Source organism: Pseudomonas sp. NPDC089752, assembly GCF_044748725.1.
In the GTDB taxonomy this organism is placed as follows: domain Bacteria; phylum Pseudomonadota; class Gammaproteobacteria; order Pseudomonadales; family Pseudomonadaceae; genus Aquipseudomonas.
This window is the reverse complement of the sequence record NZ_JBIVGP010000001.1, coordinates 292,580-312,714: the sequence shown is the minus strand read 5'-3', so window position 1 is coordinate 312,714 and position 20,135 is coordinate 292,580. Positions and strand designations below refer to the sequence as shown.

The 20,135-nt window shown below is 51.8% G+C and carries 18 protein-coding genes and 1 pseudogene; 9 read left to right on the top strand and 10 right to left on the bottom strand.

All coding sequences use genetic code 11. From position 1 onward, the window contains the following. Positions 1–171: 171 nt before the first annotated feature. From ACIPZF_RS01395 to ACIPZF_RS01380, 4 genes are all read left to right on the top strand, one after another. Positions 172–2,298: a hydantoinase/oxoprolinase family protein gene (locus ACIPZF_RS01395; protein WP_400794510.1), complete on the top strand. Its 2,127-nt coding sequence runs from the start codon at positions 172–174 to the stop codon at positions 2,296–2,298. Beyond that, complete coding sequence (locus ACIPZF_RS01390) at positions 2,295–4,016, top strand: hydantoinase B/oxoprolinase family protein (RefSeq protein WP_400794508.1); 1,722 nt, start codon at positions 2,295–2,297, stop codon at positions 4,014–4,016. Before ACIPZF_RS01395 ends, ACIPZF_RS01390 begins: the two co-directional genes overlap by 4 nt. Positions 4,017–4,068: 52 nt before the next feature. Further along, entirely contained in the window at positions 4,069–5,421 is a 1,353-nt protein-coding gene (locus ACIPZF_RS01385) for an MFS transporter (RefSeq protein WP_400794506.1), read from the top strand. 300 nt (positions 5,422–5,721) lie between these two features. Next, a complete protein-coding gene (locus ACIPZF_RS01380) occupies positions 5,722–7,152 on the top strand; it encodes an NAD(P)/FAD-dependent oxidoreductase (protein ID WP_400794504.1) in 1,431 nt (476 codons plus the stop codon). 59 nt (positions 7,153–7,211) lie between these two features. On the opposite strand, the gene ACIPZF_RS01375 is transcribed toward ACIPZF_RS01380, so the two are convergent. The 3 genes and pseudogenes from ACIPZF_RS01375 to ACIPZF_RS01365 form a co-directional block, all read right to left on the bottom strand. Beyond that, positions 7,212–8,006, bottom strand: coding sequence for an AraC family transcriptional regulator (locus ACIPZF_RS01375; RefSeq protein ID WP_400794502.1), 795 nt, complete (start codon positions 8,004–8,006; stop codon positions 7,212–7,214). 178 nt (positions 8,007–8,184) lie between these two features. Then, positions 8,185–8,292, bottom strand: a complete 108-nt coding sequence (locus ACIPZF_RS01370; protein WP_400795005.1) for a hypothetical protein — start codon at positions 8,290–8,292, stop codon at positions 8,185–8,187. 50 nt (positions 8,293–8,342) lie between these two features. After that, positions 8,343–8,606, bottom strand: a pseudogene (locus ACIPZF_RS01365) (ATP-binding protein); the annotation flags it as partial. A 623-nt stretch (positions 8,607–9,229) separates the two neighbouring features. Between ACIPZF_RS01365 and ACIPZF_RS01360 the strand changes: the two are divergent. Continuing rightward, on the top strand, positions 9,230–9,775 hold the full coding sequence (locus tag ACIPZF_RS01360) for a hypothetical protein (protein WP_400794500.1): 546 nt from the start codon (positions 9,230–9,232) through the stop codon (positions 9,773–9,775). Between the two features lie 38 nt (positions 9,776–9,813). Here ACIPZF_RS01360 and ACIPZF_RS01355 read toward each other — a convergent pair whose 3' ends face one another. The 3 genes from ACIPZF_RS01355 to ACIPZF_RS01345 are packed head-to-tail and all read right to left on the bottom strand — an operon-like array spanning position 9,814 to position 11,308. Beyond that, positions 9,814–10,317, bottom strand: a complete 504-nt coding sequence (locus ACIPZF_RS01355; protein WP_391154369.1) for a hypothetical protein — start codon at positions 10,315–10,317, stop codon at positions 9,814–9,816. Further along, entirely contained in the window at positions 10,314–10,901 is a 588-nt protein-coding gene (locus ACIPZF_RS01350; RefSeq protein WP_400794498.1) for a hypothetical protein, read from the bottom strand. Before ACIPZF_RS01350 ends, ACIPZF_RS01355 begins: the two co-directional genes overlap by 4 nt. Next, positions 10,901–11,308, bottom strand: coding sequence for a hypothetical protein (locus tag ACIPZF_RS01345; protein ID WP_400794497.1), 408 nt, complete (start codon positions 11,306–11,308; stop codon positions 10,901–10,903). The genes ACIPZF_RS01350 and ACIPZF_RS01345 overlap by 1 nt, the downstream gene beginning before the upstream one ends. A gap of 185 nt (positions 11,309–11,493) precedes the next feature. On the opposite strand from ACIPZF_RS01345, the gene ACIPZF_RS01340 reads away from it, so the two are divergent. Then, a complete protein-coding gene (locus ACIPZF_RS01340; protein WP_400794495.1) occupies positions 11,494–11,784 on the top strand; it encodes a helix-turn-helix domain-containing protein in 291 nt (96 codons plus the stop codon). 266 nt (positions 11,785–12,050) lie between these two features. Here the strand turns inward: ACIPZF_RS01340 and ACIPZF_RS01335 are convergent, their stop codons facing one another. Together ACIPZF_RS01335 and ACIPZF_RS01330 are read right to left on the bottom strand one after the other, a co-directional pair. Beyond that, a complete protein-coding gene (locus ACIPZF_RS01335) occupies positions 12,051–12,431 on the bottom strand; it encodes a hypothetical protein (protein WP_400794493.1) in 381 nt (126 codons plus the stop codon). A gap of 253 nt (positions 12,432–12,684) precedes the next feature. Next, positions 12,685–15,036 (bottom strand): hypothetical protein, encoded by a 2,352-nt coding sequence (locus tag ACIPZF_RS01330; protein WP_400794491.1) that lies wholly within the window; start codon positions 15,034–15,036, stop codon positions 12,685–12,687. Positions 15,037–15,406: 370 nt separating this feature from the next. Between ACIPZF_RS01330 and ACIPZF_RS01325 the strand changes: the two genes are divergently transcribed. The 3 genes from ACIPZF_RS01325 to ACIPZF_RS01315 are packed head-to-tail and all read left to right on the top strand — an operon-like array spanning position 15,407 to position 17,382. Further along, a complete protein-coding gene (locus ACIPZF_RS01325; protein WP_400794489.1) occupies positions 15,407–15,943 on the top strand; it encodes a helix-turn-helix domain-containing protein in 537 nt (178 codons plus the stop codon). Between the two features lie 47 nt (positions 15,944–15,990). Then, the gene (locus tag ACIPZF_RS01320; RefSeq protein WP_400794487.1) at positions 15,991–17,010 is read left to right on the top strand and encodes a hypothetical protein; all 1,020 of its coding nucleotides are present in this window, start codon (positions 15,991–15,993) and stop codon (positions 17,008–17,010) included. 12 nt (positions 17,011–17,022) lie between these two features. Continuing rightward, positions 17,023–17,382, top strand: coding sequence for a histone-like nucleoid-structuring protein, MvaT/MvaU family (locus ACIPZF_RS01315; RefSeq protein WP_400794485.1), 360 nt, complete (start codon positions 17,023–17,025; stop codon positions 17,380–17,382). Between the two features lie 42 nt (positions 17,383–17,424). Here ACIPZF_RS01315 and ACIPZF_RS01310 read toward each other — a convergent pair whose 3' ends face one another. Both ACIPZF_RS01310 and ACIPZF_RS01305 read right to left on the bottom strand, forming a co-directional pair. Then, positions 17,425–18,792, bottom strand: a complete 1,368-nt coding sequence (locus tag ACIPZF_RS01310; RefSeq protein ID WP_400794483.1) for a hypothetical protein — start codon at positions 18,790–18,792, stop codon at positions 17,425–17,427. A 34-nt stretch (positions 18,793–18,826) separates the two neighbouring features. Beyond that, on the bottom strand, positions 18,827–20,098 hold the full coding sequence (locus ACIPZF_RS01305; protein WP_400794481.1) for a Y-family DNA polymerase: 1,272 nt from the start codon (positions 20,096–20,098) through the stop codon (positions 18,827–18,829). Positions 20,099–20,135: the final 37 nt, after the last annotated feature.

The window sequence follows — 20,135 nt, the reverse complement described above, 5'->3', positions numbered from 1 at the left end:
TGCGGCAGTCCTCTGTGTAGCCATTCCTAGCGAGTGTATCAGCGGCTCCGCCGCGAAACATTCTTCCTTGCATACCCATTTGACACGGGCCCGATTTGATTCTAGCTTACCACTTACTAACTGAACGTCCAGTTAGTTAGTACCGATGATCAACAAGCCAGTGGAGCGATCATGAGCACTGCATCAACAACAAAAATCAGCAGGGGCGTACGGGTAGGATGCGACATCGGAGGCACGTTCACAGACGTCGTGCTCGCGATGCCAGATGGCCGCCTGTTCGTCAACAAAACCTCGACAACTCCCGAAAACCTCGGCGAAGCCATCGTGCAAGGTTTGAGCACCCTGCTTCAGCAAGCTGGTGTCGAGCCAGGCGATATCACCGAAATCGTGCACGGCACGACCACCGCCTCCAACACCATCCTGCAAAAAGTCGGTGCCAAGACTGGCGTCCTGACCACCGCAGGGTTCCGAGATGTGCTCGAAATTGGTCGCATCCGCACTCCCACCATGTTTGACCTTTCCTGGAGCAAACCTGAACCCCTGGCTACTCGCCGCTGGAGGCGGGGTATCCAGGAGCGCATGAGCGCGACTGGCGACGTCGTAACTCCCCTGGACGAAGACCAACTGCTTCGTGAAGCAAAGTCGTTGATCGACGAAGGCGTGACTGCGATCGCGATCGCATTCATCAATAGCTACATCAACCCAGCTCACGAACGCCGTGCCAAGCAGCTTCTCCAGCAACATTTCCCTCAGGTACTGGTCAGCGCCTCGTTTGAGGTACTGCCAGAAATCAAGGAGTACGAGCGCACCAGTACGACAGTGGTGAATGCCTACATCCTCCCAGCCATGCGGACCTACCTGGCTCGTCTGCGGCAGGACCTCGAAGCGATGGGTGTTCGCGCCTCGTTGCAGGTAATGGCCTCCAACGGCGGCATGATGGGCATTGCATCGGCAAGTGAAAAACCGGTATTTGCGGTAGCCTCCGGTCCTGCGGGCGGCGTAACCGGCGCAGCACGAATCGGTGCGCTAGCAGGCGACAGTAACCAGATCATCTTCGACATGGGCGGTACTACCGCAAAGGCGGCCCTCGTTGTTGACGGTCAGCCTTCTCTGACCAACGAGTACGAGTTCCGCGACGGTATCAGTGCTCCAAGCCGCTTCGTTAAGGGTGGCGGTTATGTACTCAAGGTCCCTGCTATCGATATCGCCGAGGTCGGCGCGGGTGGCGGCTCGATCGCCTGGATCGATGCCGGCGGGTTGCTCTGCGTTGGTCCTGAATCCGCGGGCGCCTATCCAGGTCCGGCCTGCTATAACAAGGGCAACGATCAACCGACGGTCACCGATGCAAACATGGTACTGGGCTATCTGAACCCAACCGCTCTGGCGGGCGGTAGCCTGCCGGTGTTCCCAGAACGCTCGGCCAAAGCCATCGAACAATACATCGGCCAACCACTGCAACTCGACCTGCTCAAGGCTGCCCATGGCATCCGCCATTTGGCAAACGTGAACATGGCCCGCGCGATCCGTGCCGTAACTGTCGAACGAGGCCTGGATCCCCGTGAAATGTCGATGATGGCATTCGGCGGCGGCGGCCCTCTTCACGCAGTTGCCGTGGCTCGCTTGCTAGGTATCCGCCGCGTCGTAGCGCCAATCATGTCAGGAGTGTTCTGCTCTGCCGGCATGCTCACAGCTGACGCTGAGCACAACTTCGTGAAAGCCATCCTCCGTCCGTTCGCACAATGCGACTTGAGTACGTTGTCGACCGAGGCGATTGCCCTCGGCGACCAAGGCTTCACCGTACTCGCGAGTGAAGGCTACGCAGCTGACGCCGCTCAAGTTGTCTACTCGGCAGACGTCCGTTACCTGGGACAAAGCTCTGAACTGACAGTCCCGCTGAGCAGTGCCCAGATCGATCAGCAAGCACTCGACCAGCTGGGCAAAGATTTCAACGCCCAGTATCTGCAAACGTTCGGATATGCGAGCGACGAACCGCTGGAGCTGGTGAACCTGCGCGTGAGCGCACGGGGTCGCAGTGCTCATCGACTGGAGTTTGCAGATTGCAAAGTCGACTCAACTGCCTTGCAAGGGTCCGAAGGTGAGCGCCTGGTCAGCTTCGATCCTGACGCTCCGCTGCAATCCACCCCAGTGGTGCCAAGAGCGAGCATCGGTTTGAAGCCGGTACAGGGTCCTCTGATCATTGAGTCTTACGACACTACCATCGTTGTGCCGCCAGGCTGTAGCGCCCATGCAGACAGCATCGGGAATATCACCATCAACATCCAGGAGATCCGCGCATGAGCCAGGCCATCGATCCAATCACCTTTGCTGTCGTAAAGAACGCCATGGACTCGATCGTCGATGAAGTGGCCTACACCGTGCTGCGCACCGCTCGCTCGGAAATCGTCAAGGACGTCATGGATTACTCGGCGGCCATCTGTGACCGCCATGGGCAGATGATCGCTCAGGCCAAAACCATCGCACTCCACCTGGGTGCCATTCCCGAGGCAATGGCGCAGGTTAAACTTCGCTATGGCGATAGCCTGCAACCTGGGGATGCAGTGATCGTCAACGACCCGTACCAAGGCGGCATGCACCTGCCAGATATCTTCATGTTTGCGCCTTTCTTCTATAAAGGCGAGATCGAAGGCTACAGCGTGGTCATCTGCCACCACACCGACGTCGGCGGACGCGTCCCGGGGTCCAACGCCAGCGACTCTACTGAGATCTACCAGGAAGGTCTGCGCATTCCGGTGGTGAAGCTGTACGAAGCCGGAAAGATCAACGACATCATGGAGCGCATCATCGCGCAAAACGTCCGCGTGCCTGACCGAGTGCTGGGCGACCTCCGTGCTCAATACGCCGCCTGCCAAGTTGGCAGTCGCGAACTGACGCGCCTGCTCGATCGCTATGGCCGTGACGATAGTCGCCGCTATTTCGCTGAACTGCTCGACTACGCCGAGCGCCTGACGCGAGAAGAAATCCGTAATTGGCCGAAAGGCACCTTCGTCTTCGAGGACTTCATCGATGACGATGGCCTGTCGGAAGATCCGATTCCCGTGCGTGTGGCAGTCACCGTCCATGAGGATCGGGTCAGCGTGGATTACACCGGCAGTTCCCCGCAGGTACGTGCCGCGATCAACTCGACGCTGTCCTATACCAAGTCCTGCACTTACCTGAGTGTGCGCTGCGCACTCAAAGGTGACGTACCGAACAACGAAGGACTGTTCCGCTGCGTCGATGTGCATGTGCCGGAAGGAACCGTTCTGAATCCACTGGAACCTGCTGCGGTGGCTGCTCGCGCACTCACTGGCTATCGAGTGTTCGACGCCATGTTGGGCGCATTGGCGCAAGTCGTCCCCGATCGCATTCCGGCAGCAGGTGAAGGCGGTAATACCGTCGTGTGCTTGTCCGGCAAGAAAGACAATGGCGAGGGCTACATCATCGTCGACATGGTCTGCGGTGCTTGGGGCGCGCGACCACATGCCGATGGTGTGGAGGCAATCACTAACGCTTCGCAAAACCTCTCGAACACCCCGGTCGAAACTCTGGAAGCACAGCATCCGGTACGTGTTGAAGCCTATGAGCTGGTGGCCGACAGTTTTGGCGCCGGCCGTTACCGTGGCGGCCTGGGTGTGTTGCGCAGCTACCGTGTGCTGGCTGACGACGTCCTGCTGCAACTGCGCGCCGACCGGATGAAATTCCGCCCCTACGGCCTGCAAGGTGGCCTACCTGCAAGCCCGGCGGTCAATGCATTACAACACGGCAGCGAGACTCGTTTCCTGCCGAGCAAGGTGGGTATCACCATTGCCCGGAACGACGTGGTTTCACACACCCAACCTGGTGGCGGCGGTTTCGGTAACCCTCTCGATCGACCGCTGGAGGACATCGAGCAGGATGTCTGGAACCACAAGATGACCGCGGCCTTCGCGCGGGAAAACTATCGGGCAGTCGTAGACGCCGATTCAGGCCGAGTCGATAAGATCGCCACCGCCGAGTTACGTGCCATGGCCAAATAGCAGTGGGGCGAAAGCCCCACTTCCCGCTTACAAGCCGTACGAGTACAACAAGATGAATAATAACGTGCTAGACGTGCATACCTTCCTGGACAACCGTCCAATTGGAAGGCAACAGAAAACCGTGATCATCCTCGGCCTTCTGATTCTGATGCTGGATGGTTTCGACACCATGATGATGGGCTTCATCGCCCCTGCTCTACTTCAAGACTGGGGCATAAGCCGGGGCGACCTGGGGCCCTTGATGATGAGCGGCATAGTTGGGCTATCTATCGGCTCTCTGCTCGCTGGCCCCCTAGCTGATCGATTCGGCAGGCGCTGGGTCATCATTGCAGCTGTGTGTGCGGTGGGCGTATTTTGCCTTACCTGTGCGTTTATGAGCGGCCTCCACACCCTGACCGCAGCGCGCTTTCTCACAGGTGTTGGGCTAGGCGCGACAATGCCGAATATCACCACTCTGCTGGCTGAGTGCGCCCCACTACGCCGGCGCTCGCTCCTGGTGACGTCGGCGTGGTGCGGGTTTGGTATGGGGGGTGCCCTTTGCGGCCTGGTCAGCGAACATCTGATACAGCTCTATAGCTGGCGTGCCGTGTTCGTAACTGGCGGTCTGTTACCCCTTTTGTTAGTCCTTGCACTCATCATATGGCTCCCAGAGTCACTACGATTCCGCCTCCAGCGTGATCAACCTCATGAGCGTCTCGTAACGGCAGCCAACGAACTGATGCCAGGCAGTGCCAGTGGCTCAACAAAGTTCATCAACAGTGAGCAAGTGGCCAGCGAAGACACGATACGTGGGCCAGTAGCATTGTTGAATCGCAATTACAGAATGGGCACCCTGACCATCTGGCTTGCGATGTTCATGGGCTTTTTCCACCTCTACTTCCTGAGTAATTGGCTCCCGCTCACGGCAAGCGCGGCTGGTATGTCTTACTCACAAGCAGTGACGTTAGGGATAATCCTTCAAGTCGGCGGCGCCATCGGCAACTTCACGGTTGGGCTGAAAATGGATCGGTTCCAGCCAGACAAGATCGTGAGCATCATGTTCGCTGGCTGCGCCGTGTTCACCTTGATGATCGCTTTCTTCAGTAGTTCATTTGCCATAGTCGGCACGCTTGTCTTCTTGCTGGGCTACGTACTGATGTCCGCAAACGCAGGCTGCTTTGCGCTGGGCGCGGCTCACTACCCAACACCTATACGGGCGACGGGTGTCAGCTGGGTCTTCGGCATCGGTCGGGTGGGGGCAATTCTCGGGGCAGGCTCCGGGGCGATCATCACGACGTGGGGTTTATCAATCGCCGACATCTTCACTGTGTTGACCATCCCAGTGATGATCGCTGCACTGGCTATCTGTCTCAAACGGCGCATGCACTCAAGGACTGTTGCCGCTATCGCCCAACAGCACTTGTAGCACCCTTGGCAATTTGCGCTAGCGGCGGCAAGCCCCACTTCTTTGTGGCCTCCTTGCCGCCGCATGCCCCAAGCTAGACGGGTGGCCCCCTAGAACCGCATAGCCCGCCACCGGGCAAATCTGAGCCGATACTCACCCCTCCAAGTTAACCCGCCACCCAGGGCCGGACTGCGCCTGCCCTTCCCCTTTGAACGAACTTCCAAAGACCGTTTTCAGCGATTCATCGACTGTGTTTAGCGATCCATCCAATCGCTGACAGATGATAATAATTCCTGACAAAAACTGTTTAAGGAAAGAACATTGAACCTGTCCAGACGTAAGCTGCTGATCGGGGCGGGCATCGGTGCAGGAGCGGTAGCAGCCGGTGCTGCTATCACGCCGATGCTTCAACGAGAAGGTGTGCTGATGGAGTCCAAGTCTCGGTCGCTACCCGTTGACTCAACATCCGGTGAGTTACCCAAATCTGCTGATGTCGTGATTATTGGCGGCGGTATCCAGGGTGTCTGTACAGCGTTGTGCCTGGCAGAGCGCGGCATGGATGTAGTGATCTGTGAGAAAGGAGTGATTGCAGGGGAACAGTCCGGCCGGGCTTACAGCCAGATCATCTGCTGGGAACTTGATGATCGGGTTCTTCCCCTTGTGCTTAGAAGCAAGCAGCTTTGGAAAGGTATGAACGAGCGAATCAATGCCGACACCAGTTGGCGTATACAGCCGCGCGTCCAGACTTACACGAGCGAAGAGGGAATGCTCAAAGCACGTGAATGGGCACGCGAAGCCAAGCAAGCGTTTCCAGACCCAGACCTGCTGAATGTGCGCTTCATTGAAGGCGATGAACTCCAGCAACGAATCCCTGGCGCTCGTACGCCTTGGCAAATGGCCGGACTGGAGGAGGATGCCGCATCTGTGGACCCAGAGATCGGCGCGCCCATGATCGCCCGCTACCTTCAATCCAAAGGGGTCAAGATTTACACCCACTGCGCAGTCCGAGGCGTTGAAACGGAAGCTGGTAAGATCAGTGGCGTGGTGACAGAGCGTGGAGCCATCCGTGCCAAGACGGTAGTGCTGGCGGGTGGTGCTTGGTCAAGGCTGTTCCTGGGCAATTACGGCTTGCAGCTGCGAACTATGCCTGTATACCTTTCCCAGCAGCGCCTCTCCGCAGTGAGTGGTGCGCCCAAGGGTAATGGCGCAATCGGTACCGGCGTATATTGGCGACTTCAGGCAGACGGCACGTACGCGAACGCGCCCCGACTTTTCACAGCCCCCATCATCCGCGAAAGCTTCACGATCGGCGCCGACTTCCTGCCGCAGGTTATGAACAGTACCTCAGTGCTGCCGATGTACTATTCATTGAACCGTGACTTTATTCGCTCTTTCACCGAGCCTACACATTGGGCAATGGATGAGATAAGCCCGTTCGAAAGGGTCCGGATCGGGGCGCCAGACCCCAGTCATGAGTTTTGTGATCTTGCGTTGGCGAGACTGAGGGCCGAATTCCCTGTCTTCAAGGATTCGCGGGTCCTTGAGCGTTGGGGTGGCCGAATGGACATCGCTGCTGATCACTCCCCAGTAATCTCTCCGGTTGATCAATATCCTGGGCTGATTATCAACACCGCGCATTCGTGGGGCATGACACAAGGGCCTGGGTCGGGTGAGCTGGTTGCTGACATCATTCAAGGGGTCAAACCCAGAATCGACCCATCCAATTTTGCGTTCTCGCGCTTCCAAGCCTGATAGCAGTGACGCCGGAAAGCGCTAAAGAATGGCTGTCCTTCAAGCGGCAGCCACTCTTCTCAGGTGGGATCTGAGAAGTATTTTCCGGGGGATACCCCCAACGCTTTCTTGAACATCGTAATGAAGGCCGTTACCGAGTCGTAACCCAGATCACCGGCCACTCTTTGCACAGTCATACCTGAGGCCAACAACTGAAGTGCAAGCAACAGCTTGAACCGCTGCCGCCATCGCCCAAACGTGAGCCCAGTTTCTCTGACCACGAGACGCGCGAGCGTTTTTTCACTCATTGCCATTCGATCAGCCCATTCCATCAGACTCAGTCGATTCGAACACTCGCTGGCGAAAGTCTGAGCGATCAATTGCAGCTTGGGATGCTGAGAAATGGGCAGCTTGAGCTGCTCGACTGGTGCAGTTGAAAGTTGCTCCAACAGTACGCTGACCAGCCTTGCTGTCCGGCCATTACGCGGATAGTCCAATCCTTGATCGACTAGGTGCTGGATCATTTCCCGGATCATCGGGGCGATCTTGACCGTGCAGCATTCAGCGGGCATATCGAGTGCACCGGGCTCAATTAGCAAGAAGCAGATTCGGGCATTGTCAGTGGCCCTGCTCCTGTGATCTACGCCACCTGGTACCCAGACGCCATAATGCGGAGGCGCGATCCATAATGCATCTGGTACTTCACACGTCACTCCCCCATGCAGACTGACTACAAGCTGCCCCTTCCGGTGAGAGTGGACGGGCTGTTCCAAGTGGCTGTCGATGACTCGGACGCGCGTGGCGACTGCTGGCCGATCATCATGATCGGGATCGCTCTGCAAGAGCAGATGCGCGAGGTTTGTCTCTTCCTTCATACAACTCGTCGACTAATAAGGTAAGACTGCTCAGCCATGAGCCGCAGTCTATACGCACACGAGCCCTCTCACCATCGTGCACAAGCTAATGACTTGGACAGCTCAGATGGACGCATGAGTCCCTTGCAGACACCATCGACTGCAAGGGACTTGTAATAGGAGCTTCAACAGAGCGCACTCAAACCGGGAGTGAGACAGTGATGGTCATAACACTGCGTCTATCCGAGACAGCGCTGATTGATCCACCATGAGCAGAGCAGGTTGCTTGCGCAACTGATAAGCCCAGCCCACTGCCGCCGGCGCGCCTTGTCCGGAAAGTTCCTTAAGCCAAAAGCTTTGGAACACCCGTTGTAGCTCGTCTTCAGTCAGGCCCCGACCACTGTCGCTGAACAACAGTGCTAGCCCCTCTGAAGTCATCCTAGCGCTGACTACCAAATTGCCACCGGTGGCGGCGTGTCTCAGATAGTTACCCAGCAGAATGTTGATTACCTGGCCTACCCTCTTCCGATCAGCTGAGATTGGAGCAATGCCATGGCAGGAAAGCTCTTCATGGATCCGCGGCTCTACAGCTTCAACTATACAGGCGAAAGTGCGCGTCAACGTCAAAATCCTCTGCTCATTCCAAAATGCATTTTAGGCCACGATGGTCCGTGCTCTAGGAGGTCGGTTGAAGGTTTCCGGTGCCCTGAAACCTCTGAAAGGCCCTACAGTGAGGCTTTCCAATGCACTCCACGACCACGCACCGGTCCGCGTGACATTCGTGAATGCCGGTGGCGCAGCACTGGTCGCCAGCATTGACTCTCGGGCAAGCAGGGCTAAGGTGGCTGAGCGCCTGCTCTGACTACGGGAGCTTGCGGACACTGCCTCAAAATTGCCCTCGATCAGGTTAGCGAGCCGCCGCGTGTCTTCTGTTGCACCGCGCTCCGGGTCATGTAGCCATGCGACAAACTGCTGAAAATCGTGTCGAGCGGAACTCATACTGTCCTCCCCATCGGCTATAAACTCGTCAACATGTATAGCCGCGAATCCACTCAACCGCCCGCCACAAGGGCGTTGGGCGACGCGACCAGTCGCGATGAGTTCTTTGGGTAGCTACGCCAGGTCACGGTTGAAGCGTCCATTAGACGGGCCGCTGATCCTGTCAATGGCCTGGAGTTTTCGATATTGTGGTGCCCTACTGAAATTTGGACTTCATCTAAGGTAATCTATCAGTATTAGCAGTCTTGACCGCCATTATCGCGGCAGCCTCCGCATTGCTGGGCGCAGGCTTAGCATCTCGGGCACAGTTACGTGCAGCACGCGAAACCCAAGAAGCGCAATATCAGCTCGAATCTCTGAAAATCGAAGCCGCCACTGATGAAAAGCGGCGTGCAGCGACTCTATCTAACTATGCGGAAGCTCACAAAGCTCTTAGCTTCATATGTCGTGAATATTCGCTTACCTCTCTAGACATCATGGAAAATGCTAAAACTAGTAAGCTGGAATATGACAAGCGGTATATCGAAGGCTGCGAGCGCTTGGATACTGCCAGAGCAACAATCGAAATACATTTTAACGAAGCCTATAGTCTGATAGAAGAAATCTACGGCCAAATGAACATCTTCTGGGGGAATTTTACTGAAGTCGCATCTCTCATTGAGAACGACGAACCCTATGAAAAATATAAAAGCTTCCATGAAAAAGCGGTTCAGGCTTCACTGAAAATTTCAGCGTTATCTGTAAAATGCAAAGCCGCAATTAGAGCAAAAGCCCAACAGGGGATTCGGTAGCTACCATTGACAGGACATCGTTGCTGTCGCCTTTACATTCACAACTCATCAGCATAGTAACCCCACTCTGCAATCATCTCGTCTATTGCCGAAGATATCCTTGACTCGGCGATTAACTCCATCGGCGTGAAGCTGAGGCCTACCGCAACCGCCATGGCGAATGGGCCCAGCGTTGAGGGCACAAATGGCCAAACCTGCACGTTCATCAATGCCTTGTCAAAGGGCTCGCACCACTCAACCGACTCCACTACATCGGTTATTTCGAGCCAATCTTGCATAGAGATCGCATAGGTCTTCCGGCTCCCCTCAGCAATCATCGTATGGAGGCTCAAATAGGACTCACCCGCGACCGCAAGCCCGGGGTGACTGAAGCATTGAACGCTGTAGGACATCAGCCTGGGAGATGAGACCATGCTCCGCACCTGCTGAAAATCAACCTTGCCTTGTTGGAATTCCCATTCGAACCTCTTACGGAGAAAGCTCTCAAGATCAGGATGGTTGGCCATCACGATATGGGAGTGATAAAGGGCATTGAGCTTCAAAGCATCACCCCGTTCTCCAGCCTTCGAATCAGCGTATAGACCTCCTCACACCCTTCGGTTGAAGCGAGAAGCTCAGAGGGGCGCCGCCCACCGAGCCCCACGCACTCCTGATTGGTCCATCTCACAGAGTTACCCTTGAAGAACCAGAGCAGGAGCGACACGCATTTCGCGTAGCTATTTATATAGCCCTGATTGCTGCTGAGTATCGCGTTCGGCTCACTCATCTCCAGATGCAAGTGACAACGGGCACGAAGCCATCCTTGTTGCTCAGCTACGCTTCCCTGAGCCCCACAGATCTCGCAGATACCCGCGGAAACTAACTCAGCAATATCGAGAAGACGATCGACCACATCGTCACCTCCACGGTGATACACACGCAATAGCCCAAATTTTTCTTTGACTTGGGTAATCTCGACCTTCAGTCGCTCTAGCTCGGCGTAACGCTCAACGAGCTTAAGATTGGCTGCAATTAGATCAAACCAACCATTCGTACATTCGAAGGTAAAATTATCCTGCGCGCTGCGTTGATCGCCGAAAAGGCTCGAATGCCTCGATACGAGCCCTAGCTCCAATGGTCTGTACATCAGCTCTCACCCTTGGGCCACATAGTTTTTGCCGGTATATCGGACAGTTCGGAAGGATAAATCCTGCCATCGCTTAGCTCATACACGTACTTGGCGCCAATTAAACCAATTGTCTTTATTTCCTCCATCAGCCAGGTGTCACTTCCATTGAGCCATGGCGGAGAGACAAGCTTGACGGCTTGAATGAATGCTTCCGGTGTATCCCTGGTTGCCAAGGCCAACACGTAGGGCGCCATCGGTATCATCATCTGCTGACGGTATATCATCTCTTCATCAGCAGTCTCATAGGTGACGTAAAACCACTCGTTGTTCGCCGTCTGTGAGATGTATGCCCACTGGTGGGTGCCTTCCTCAGGGGCGAAGTAGATGCTGGGTTGCAGTCGGGCTTGGTCGTTGGTTTCGAACATATGATCACCCATCCTCAAAAGTTACTGCTGCTCCGACAGCTCAGATACTGCCGCTTTTTCCTTGCCACCTCAGCCTGGTGAGGGCCAAAAGCCCCGAAAAGCGGGAGAACGCCCGCTTTCAGGAAGTATACTTCCTGTTCCTGCACGTGCGCAACGTGTTCAATACTCACTTTTGGGTACTGGACATGGACTACAACGAAGCTTTCGGTAATGTCTTCCGCTCCATTCGGCTCCACCGAGGCCTCACGCAGGAGGCTTTTCAGCCTATCGCTACCGACCGCTACATCCGTAACATTGAGAAAGGGGAATACTCTGCAACAATCGCGTTGATTCGTGATCTATGCGATGTCCTGCGTGTGAGTCCAGTGGCTTTGATGGCTATTGTCGAAGCAAAGCACACAAACAAAGATGTCGAAGCGTTAATGAAGTCCGCAATGTCAGAGTTAAAAACACTCATTCAAAAACCAGATCAATGACAGAATCTACCCCGCTACTTAGCCCGTCGCATGCAGCATCCAATCTATAACCACAAAAGCAGGCCAATTAATATTCAGAAAACTTGAACAAAGCGCAACTACACACTAGAAGATAGACAAACAATATTTAATCAGCCCTTAAGCTGCTCCATGGATTAAGCAACCCATTGCCTCATTCGACTTAGAGCACCACACGCATCAAGACCAGTATTAAATGTTTTGCACTTATTACTTCACACTACTCCACGCCGACTACTTTAGTACATTTAAAACAGAGAAGCACATCTATCTTGTATGTGACCTTCAGCAAAGTTATGAGCCAGCTCATTAATTACTGCTTTTCGAATTTTAGGCCCTTTCGAATATACCAAGCAATCATACTCAGATTTACCGTTCTCTTCTGTTTCTGCCTGGCACCACGCAGCCCTCATAAGATCAACAAGCCTGCCTTGGTAGTCGGTTATTTCTTCGCAAAATTTGCGATCAATCTCAGCAAGGCCCCCCTCACAAACCCAGTACCAAATCCGTCCAACTCGGTACTCATACTCGAAGCCATTTGACATAACTAGAAGAGTGATAATCGAGTCAACAGCCTCCCCCTCTCTCATAACGCGAATGTCGAATCCGGAAAACTCTCTATCACTCATTTTACTCTTCCCTTACCAATAAGAACCATAATTAGTTATACAGCAAACTTCTAAAACACTTAAACCCTGCTCATGCACTTAACCCTAAATACAGCAACAATGTATTGACAACCAGCCTGAATTTGGATTACTGGCGACAAAAGTAGCCCCAGCCGAAAACAAAATGAAAACGGGCGGGGCGAGGCTTGCGCGAGAGATATACCAACGAGCGGAGCTACTCGTTGCCATATAAATATTATACCATATATTTATATCAATCAATTTTAACACCAAGATATTTTGCAATTTTTTTATATTTCTCAATATCTAATTTGTAGAAGTACTCCCCCTTGACCTTATGTCTTTTAAGGCTCAGGCCCATGCTCTGCAATATGTTATTTACGGCAGCTAGTTTCTGATTTCTTGTTTCAAAGTTGATATTTTTTGCAGTAACAAGTTTTAGTAGATCAAACCATCTCAAGTTGCTTTTAATAAAAATTGCGGCCTTGTCTGCATCAGCGTAACCCTCACCTTTGTCATTGATCCCTAGCGCATTCATCATTCCGCCAAGTAGTTCCTTGCGCTTTCTGGTGTTATTTTTGTCTATTCCAGTCTTGTCGTCATCAGCGCAAACAACTTCATGAAAATAGGGATCGTTGTACCAGCACCTGGCGTTTTGCAATATCCTGGCGGCCCCTTTACTGGTAAAGAATTTAATGTCATCCTCTCTTAGTTCTTTGAGACTTTCGACATCAAGACCTATTCGATTTGCTGATTCAGCAATAATTTTCTCATCAATCTGTCGTTGACTCAGATTAAAGCCAGACATATTCAGAGCTTTAATTTCTCCTGAATGAGCTAACTCCAGAGTTCTAGCGATTTTTTCTTTACGAACACCTTTTGCTATTTTTCTAAATGCTGACCAGGCCAGAATGTCCGCCTCGTCTTTTTCAAGATTTTCAATCTTGTAGCCATCAAGCTCTATCTGTAGCGCTAGATTTAGACGAATGTGTTTGCGCTCCTCAACACTACGCGCATGTACCCTGAAAGCAGTATCATTAAAATTCTTTGACTCTCTGCTACAGATATTATACTGCTTATTTATCTCTTCATTGAATGTTATAGGCCTGCTATGGCTATCGAGACTGATCATGATTTTTGTGGCTGGACGATATCTGCGCATCATCTGCATCATGTCACTGACCCGCAGAACTCCTTTAAACAAGCCGAATACATGATCAGCCCACTCGATCTCAATGCTTGTAGAAGACTGCATTGCAGAGTTGTAGATGATAGCACCATTATACTTTAGGATCTCTTCATTTGGACTGGTAATAAATTCTGTCACCTCAGGAAAGTTCCTAGTATCCGCGGTAATGATTAGTGAGTTCAAACCTTGGTCATCATAGATTTTTTTAACAGCGTCTGCTTGCGAGGGAAATTCAACCATAACTATACTTTTTTGCTTGGCTTCAGCTGCTTTTAAAATTTCTCGATTAATGGAGCTTTCTTCAGCGAAGACCATTTTGATGCCAGAGTTGTCGCTTTCAGCTTGCAAAACTTTTATCTCTTTTCCTGCATGTTGAAGCAACTCAATAACTTCATCGTTTGCGTTAGCGTCAAGAGCGATCACAAGCCTTGCATTTTTTATTAATTTGACAATTTCATTGTATACTTGCACGCGGTTTTTACACACCCCTTCTGCCACATGGGCAATCATCTGCTCAACTTCTTCAAGAATCACGACACCTGACTGCTCAAGAAAAACCTTGAATCTCTCCCTAGTGATACTATTCACACAGATAGACAGCGCCTCAAGCTCGTGCTCAAAACCAGAAATTGTTTCGTTCAGATAGTTTCTGGCAACAGTATCGCACACAGCTCTTGAAATATTGACACGTGGCGCTATGTATACAGGCTTTTCGGCGTGTTGCGCAGCAAGCTCAATCAATTCGTTTATTACCACTGTTTTGCCGATACCCATTGGTAGTTTCCACAAGTGCACGCCTCCAGCCGCATGAGCTGAGCGCATCTCTCGGCGCAAAGCTTCAAGCGCCTCGCTACTAAATTTGTGATAACCAAACCCCCTAACTTTCACATTTTGACGTGCAGGGATCATATTTCTTGTAGCTGCCCTGCTCTTGTTCCGCTGGACAATTCTTCTGAAAATACCAATCGCCTTAGTTATATCGCCTTTCTCAACTAAAACCTTCTTTATCTCACGTTCCGCTTTCTCGCAGCTCATCCCAAACGGTACAGAATTAGCAAAAACAGCAGCTATGCGTTTATAGTTCTGCGAGATGCCATTTTGAGCAGCAAAACGTTCGATCTCGACTGCATTGATCTTTAGTGCATTATAGAATTTTGCTCCGCACTCAAAAATGATACCACAGCCCAAGTCTTTAGCTACTTCCAAAGAGCTATCGAAATTCAGGTGCTCCAGCAGTATAAATACATGCTTCCCTTCTTCTATATAATGCTTTGATACGACCTTTAGATTAGATGCTTTAGAGACACATGCAACAGGAAGATCGAAATCTGGGCTATCACCAACAGACACTATGAGTGCCTTCTTGACCGCCTTATCCAAGCCATGCTCAAGCTTAGTGTTTATATACTTAATCATTTTACCGCTCCGCTATAGTTGTTTTGTCATTCCGCGATCTCTCTTTCGCCTGGACATTTTTATTATAACAGAGCTTTTTGTGATTTAAACATCCACCTGGAACAATATGAATTAACTCAAACCATGCTTGCCAAGAACACCCATACAAAATTCGGATCAGATGTATCTAGCATATATATATAAAACACTTCTGAACCGCTTCCCGCCTAACGGCGAATCCAGCCAGCGATGAATTTGCATGGTCTCTTCTGGCATCGGGAACACTTCCCTGCTGGCCACATTCAGCGAAGCTGTTAAAAATCTGCGTCCGCATAACCTATATCCGTTCTGTGCTACGATATAATTACACAATCGCAGAAAGGATATTGCTTTGAAACAACTAATTATTAAAGAGCGAGTCAAAATAAACAGCACTATGCTGCTTAGTGAAAAGCAAGCAGCTGAGCATCTGAATAGAGCAGAGAGAACGCTAAGAAACTGGCGCACTAAGAAAGGCAGCAACCGGCTTAGCCCCCACTTTCGCAAAAATTCAAAGGCTGTCTTTTATAAGCTAGATGACATCCTGTCAATTGCAGAAAGCATAAGCATCAAGCGAATAGAAAAACTACACAAATTCCCGCGCATTGGTATTTTGTTCAATGACTCTCCTGTGCCCAAGCTTGATCCGTCAACGATGCTGACAACTGCTCAAGCCTCCATACTCTTCGGTATATCCAAGGCCTCCCTGCAAATTTGGCGTTCAAAGCGGCAATTCTTAGCTGTGCTGCCATTTCATAGCATTGGCCAGGACATCCGCTACCTCGCGTCTGACCTATCCCTTTTCATCCATGAAGGCCGTGCTTATTGGCAAGCTCAGTCTGTCGAGCGGAACCGACAATACCGCCCCCGCACCAAGCTGTCGGCCTGACAGCTCCATTGTCGTTCCTTGACAAATTTTTCCTTAGGTTTATTATTATGCCGGAAATTAATACGTTTGTCAAGGTGCTTCATATGGAAAGCGACACGTCAAGGAAAAAATCGCAAGGAAGGCCTAAGCTTGACCCGCTCGAAAAGCAGCGCCGATTGGTAGCTCGGCTGCATGAAAATGCCGATGAGCTGCTGCAAGAAATCGAAGAAGACTCGTGTCAGTTTCACTACGCCGATTACGACCCTCAGCACCACTTGCTTGCTAGCACATTCAATCAGCGCATGTCTTTTGCACGTGAAATCGCTGCACTTGAGCACGCTGGGAGCACAGCAGAAGCCAAAACCGTGCGTCAGAGGCTGAACCTGTTCCGCCCCCTTGGCTTCACAGAAGAGGACTGGAACGCTCTCCCGGAAGCTGACAAGCGTCTGGCACCAGGAAAGCCCAAAATGCCAAAAGAGCTTGAGCTTGCACGTTTAGAAATCGAGCGAGACGAAGAGCTTAAGAAGCTTCGCGAAACAGAAGCTGAGTTTGACGCCGAACCGGCTGACATCGAATCCCTACGCGCGATGCACGGCAATAACAAGGCCGGCAGGCCAGGCAAAGACATTCTGGGCATGCTCGACAAGCAAATGTCTATTGCTTTCTATAAGCGCCGTGATCTCGATCCAGATCGCGAGACAAAAACCTTGGGGCGCCCTCAAAAGTCGCATGCAGAGCGCTATGCATACTTCACCAGCATTATCGATCACTGTCGCTCTCAGATTTCTGAACGCGAAAGCAAGCTTGATCTTGTTCATCTCCAGCAGCGCTATCTGAAGCGACTCCGCGACCGTGCCACCCGCCTCCGTCTTCGCATAGGCGGGATTAAAGGCGTCGAGCTTGTGTCACTCAAACAAGACCTGATGATCGTAGAAGAGCAGTTAAAAGTAGAGACAGGACTGTTCAACGACTATCAAGATAACTATATTACGATGTCGCAAGAACAGATCGACTCACGTAAAAAATCTGTAGCAAAGAAAATCAAAGCATTCGACTCAATCGAATTTTCAGCTGATAGCAGCAACTGAATAGAGAAAATCATGAGCAAACTCGCAGAATTTAAAGCCCTGGAAGCCCAGCTCGCCGAGCAGATGAAGCAACTGGACGCACTGAAAAATGACGACGGACTGAAGCGCGAGATCGAGTTCGAGCAAAAGCTGCGCGCTCTACTGGCGGAGTACAGCTTCTCTCTGCGCGAAGTGAAGCTGATCCTTGATCCACATGCTCGTCCAGAGCGAGCCGCACCAACTGCTCGTCAGCCGCGCCGTGAGCGCCAAGTTAAGGTGTACCTCAACCCAAACAATGGCGAGCGCATTGAAACCAAAGGCGGCAATCACAAGCTACTAAAAGAGTGGAAAGCTGAGTATGGCGCTGAAAAAGTAGAATCTTGGCTCCAGTAAGGCTCACATGAGCCCCGGCGTAGCGCAGGGGCTCGACTCTACCTAGCCCAGAATATTTACAAAGTCTCTTTTCACGAATTCCGCACTCCGTACCTTCCCGAATTCATACATGCCGCCATCGTATGAGTAGACGTTAAGGATCAGTCTATAAAACAGCGTCAGGCAAGCAGAAATTCTCTTATGCTCTTTTTCCTGCCTAGCCTCAGTGTTTTCTCTAAACTTTGGGTGAGCCGCAGAATTTCTAAGCTCGTTCCATGCGAATTTCTCACCTTCAAGTATTAGGCCCTTTCCTACGAGCAAAGATAGCGCCTTACCAGCATGTATATTACCCCAGCGCTCTACATGTGTTATCAAAGACTTCTTCTGATCATCTGGAGCCTCTATTTCGCCCAATTCCGCAATCAGTTGTTTTTTTGACTCTTCGAACGGCTCATCCAGCGAATCAGATTTAAGCGCAGGTATGAAGATATCATTTAAGAGTCCCTCCACTGCCACCCCGAGCGTGAGAATAGTGATATTATTCACCGAGTTGAATGCATGCCACACTCGCATCCATTGACTATATGACGCATCAAAATATAACGGCTTCGAAGTTTTAATCTTTAACATCGAACGCAAAATTTCGTAATGACAGCTCGGCCAACCATTTCCACTTGACGCGCTCGGAAATGGTGGTGGAATATTTTTATTCCTTAGAGGTTTATGGGTACTTTTCAGATGGAGAGCCAGGCTTTCTCCAGAGCCTTTGATCAAACAGTATGGCTGAGGCATTCCACCGGACGACAGACCGATGTAAAACAGTAGCGCACTATATAGGTCTTCGGTATCGAATTTCCCGCTAGCCTTAACCATAGTACGATCTTTTTTGTCGATAATTGTTACTTTTGCGCCTTCGACTACAAGCTCAGTTTCATCCCATGAGGATGACTCTTCACCATAAGTACTTGTTGTTTTATTCATTTTATTTGCCGGAATCTGAGCTTTCTCCAGCAGTTCAAAATAAAGATAATTCTCTGTGTTTTTATAGTATTCGCTGGAATCCATCAGGTAAATTTCATGCAGAAATACCGGTATCCTAAACGGCGGACGGCGGTTGAAGACATTTATCTTTATGGAGAACTCTTCAGCAAAAATGCTATCCCCATCTAATGTTACAGCTTCTAAGTATAGCTTTTGAGCGCTATCGAATGGATCTTCAGGAAATTCTGAGTAGAAGCTCTGTGCAGGAATATCATCCGCTTCCTTGCAGATGAACTCTAAATAAATAGTTCCAACTTGGTTGACTTTCAACACGCCATACCCTTGAAGATTTAATCCACCCTCAAACTTTTGCCTAATTTTCACATCGACGCAATGCAGATCAAGTTTTCCTTCATGCATTGCATCAATTAACTTTTCGGAGTTGATCATCATCCATCCTTGCTATGCTCGCAGATACTCGCATCTAACCAGCTCTCGGCAGCTCCCGCCAGCTGGACGTATATGCAGGCGACAGCATCTCCCGTCTCATCTCCCACGCCCTTCCACTAGGCCACACAGTCCCTACCCTGACCGCCCCTTTCCCGAACCGCTGGTTGAGCAGATCAATCGTCTCCATGAGCTTCGCATTGTTCCTGCGCGGCGACTCAGCAAACAGATCAGGCGTGTACTCATCGCTCTGCACCAGTTTTGTCAGCAAAACGCCAACTTTCGAGTACGCGTACCCATTCCTGAAGATTCTGGCCAACGCCTGGTTGGCGGCCTGGGTCATGAGCAGCGTGTCGCTTGTCGGATACGGCAGGATGCAGCGGGCGCTGTTGAAATAGCGCTCCCGGTCTTCGACAAAGCCACTGGTTTGCAGCGAGATGACCATTTCCTCGGCCAGCGATCCTTGCTCACGGAGCTTTTCAGCAGCCCTGGCAACGTAGCTCGCCAGGGCCTCGCGGATCGGCTCGATGCTCCGCAGCCTCTGGCCGAACATCTTCGAGCTGCAAATCTCTTTTTTGAGGTCGGGCGCCTGGTGCATGCGCAGCCATTCTTCGCCTCGCAGCTCCCTGGCCGTGCGTTCCAGGACGCGTCCGAACGTCTTCCTGATGGCGCTGAGGTCGGCATGGGCGAGATCCCAGGCCGTGTTTATATTCATCGCCTGGAGCGTCTTCGAGAGCCGGCGACCGACGCCCCAAACCTCGTCCACCGGGGCGATCTTTAATAGCTTGTCCCGGCGTACCGGGTCAGTGAGGTCCACCACCCCTCCAGTCTTCTGCCACTTTTTGGCTGCGTAGTTGGCAAGCTTGGCGAGTGTTTTGGTATGACCTATACCCATGCCTACCGGCATCGCACATTCGCTCCAGACGCGCTCTTTGATCCCTTTGCCGATATCGCTCAGATCGCCCTGGAGGCCTGTCAGGTCTGCCCAGGCTTCATCGATGCTGTATTGCTCCAAGTCTGGGACTTGGGAGTGGATGCAACGCATGACTTTGTTCGACACGTCACTGTAGAGCGAGTAGTTGCTAGAAAAAGCTTGAACACCCGACTTACGAAGTTGGCCACGGATTTCGAAAAAAAGCGCTCCCATCGCGATCCCAATAGCTTTGGCTTCACGCGTACGGGCGATGACGCAGCCGTCGTTGTTGCTCAAGACCACTATCGGCGTTGTCGCAAGCTCGGGCCGGAAGATGCGCTCACAAGAGCAGTAGAAGCTGTTGCAGTCGATCAGGGCGTAGACGCGTTTGCTCATGGCCGTAGGTCTCGGAACAGGAAATCAACGATGCCCC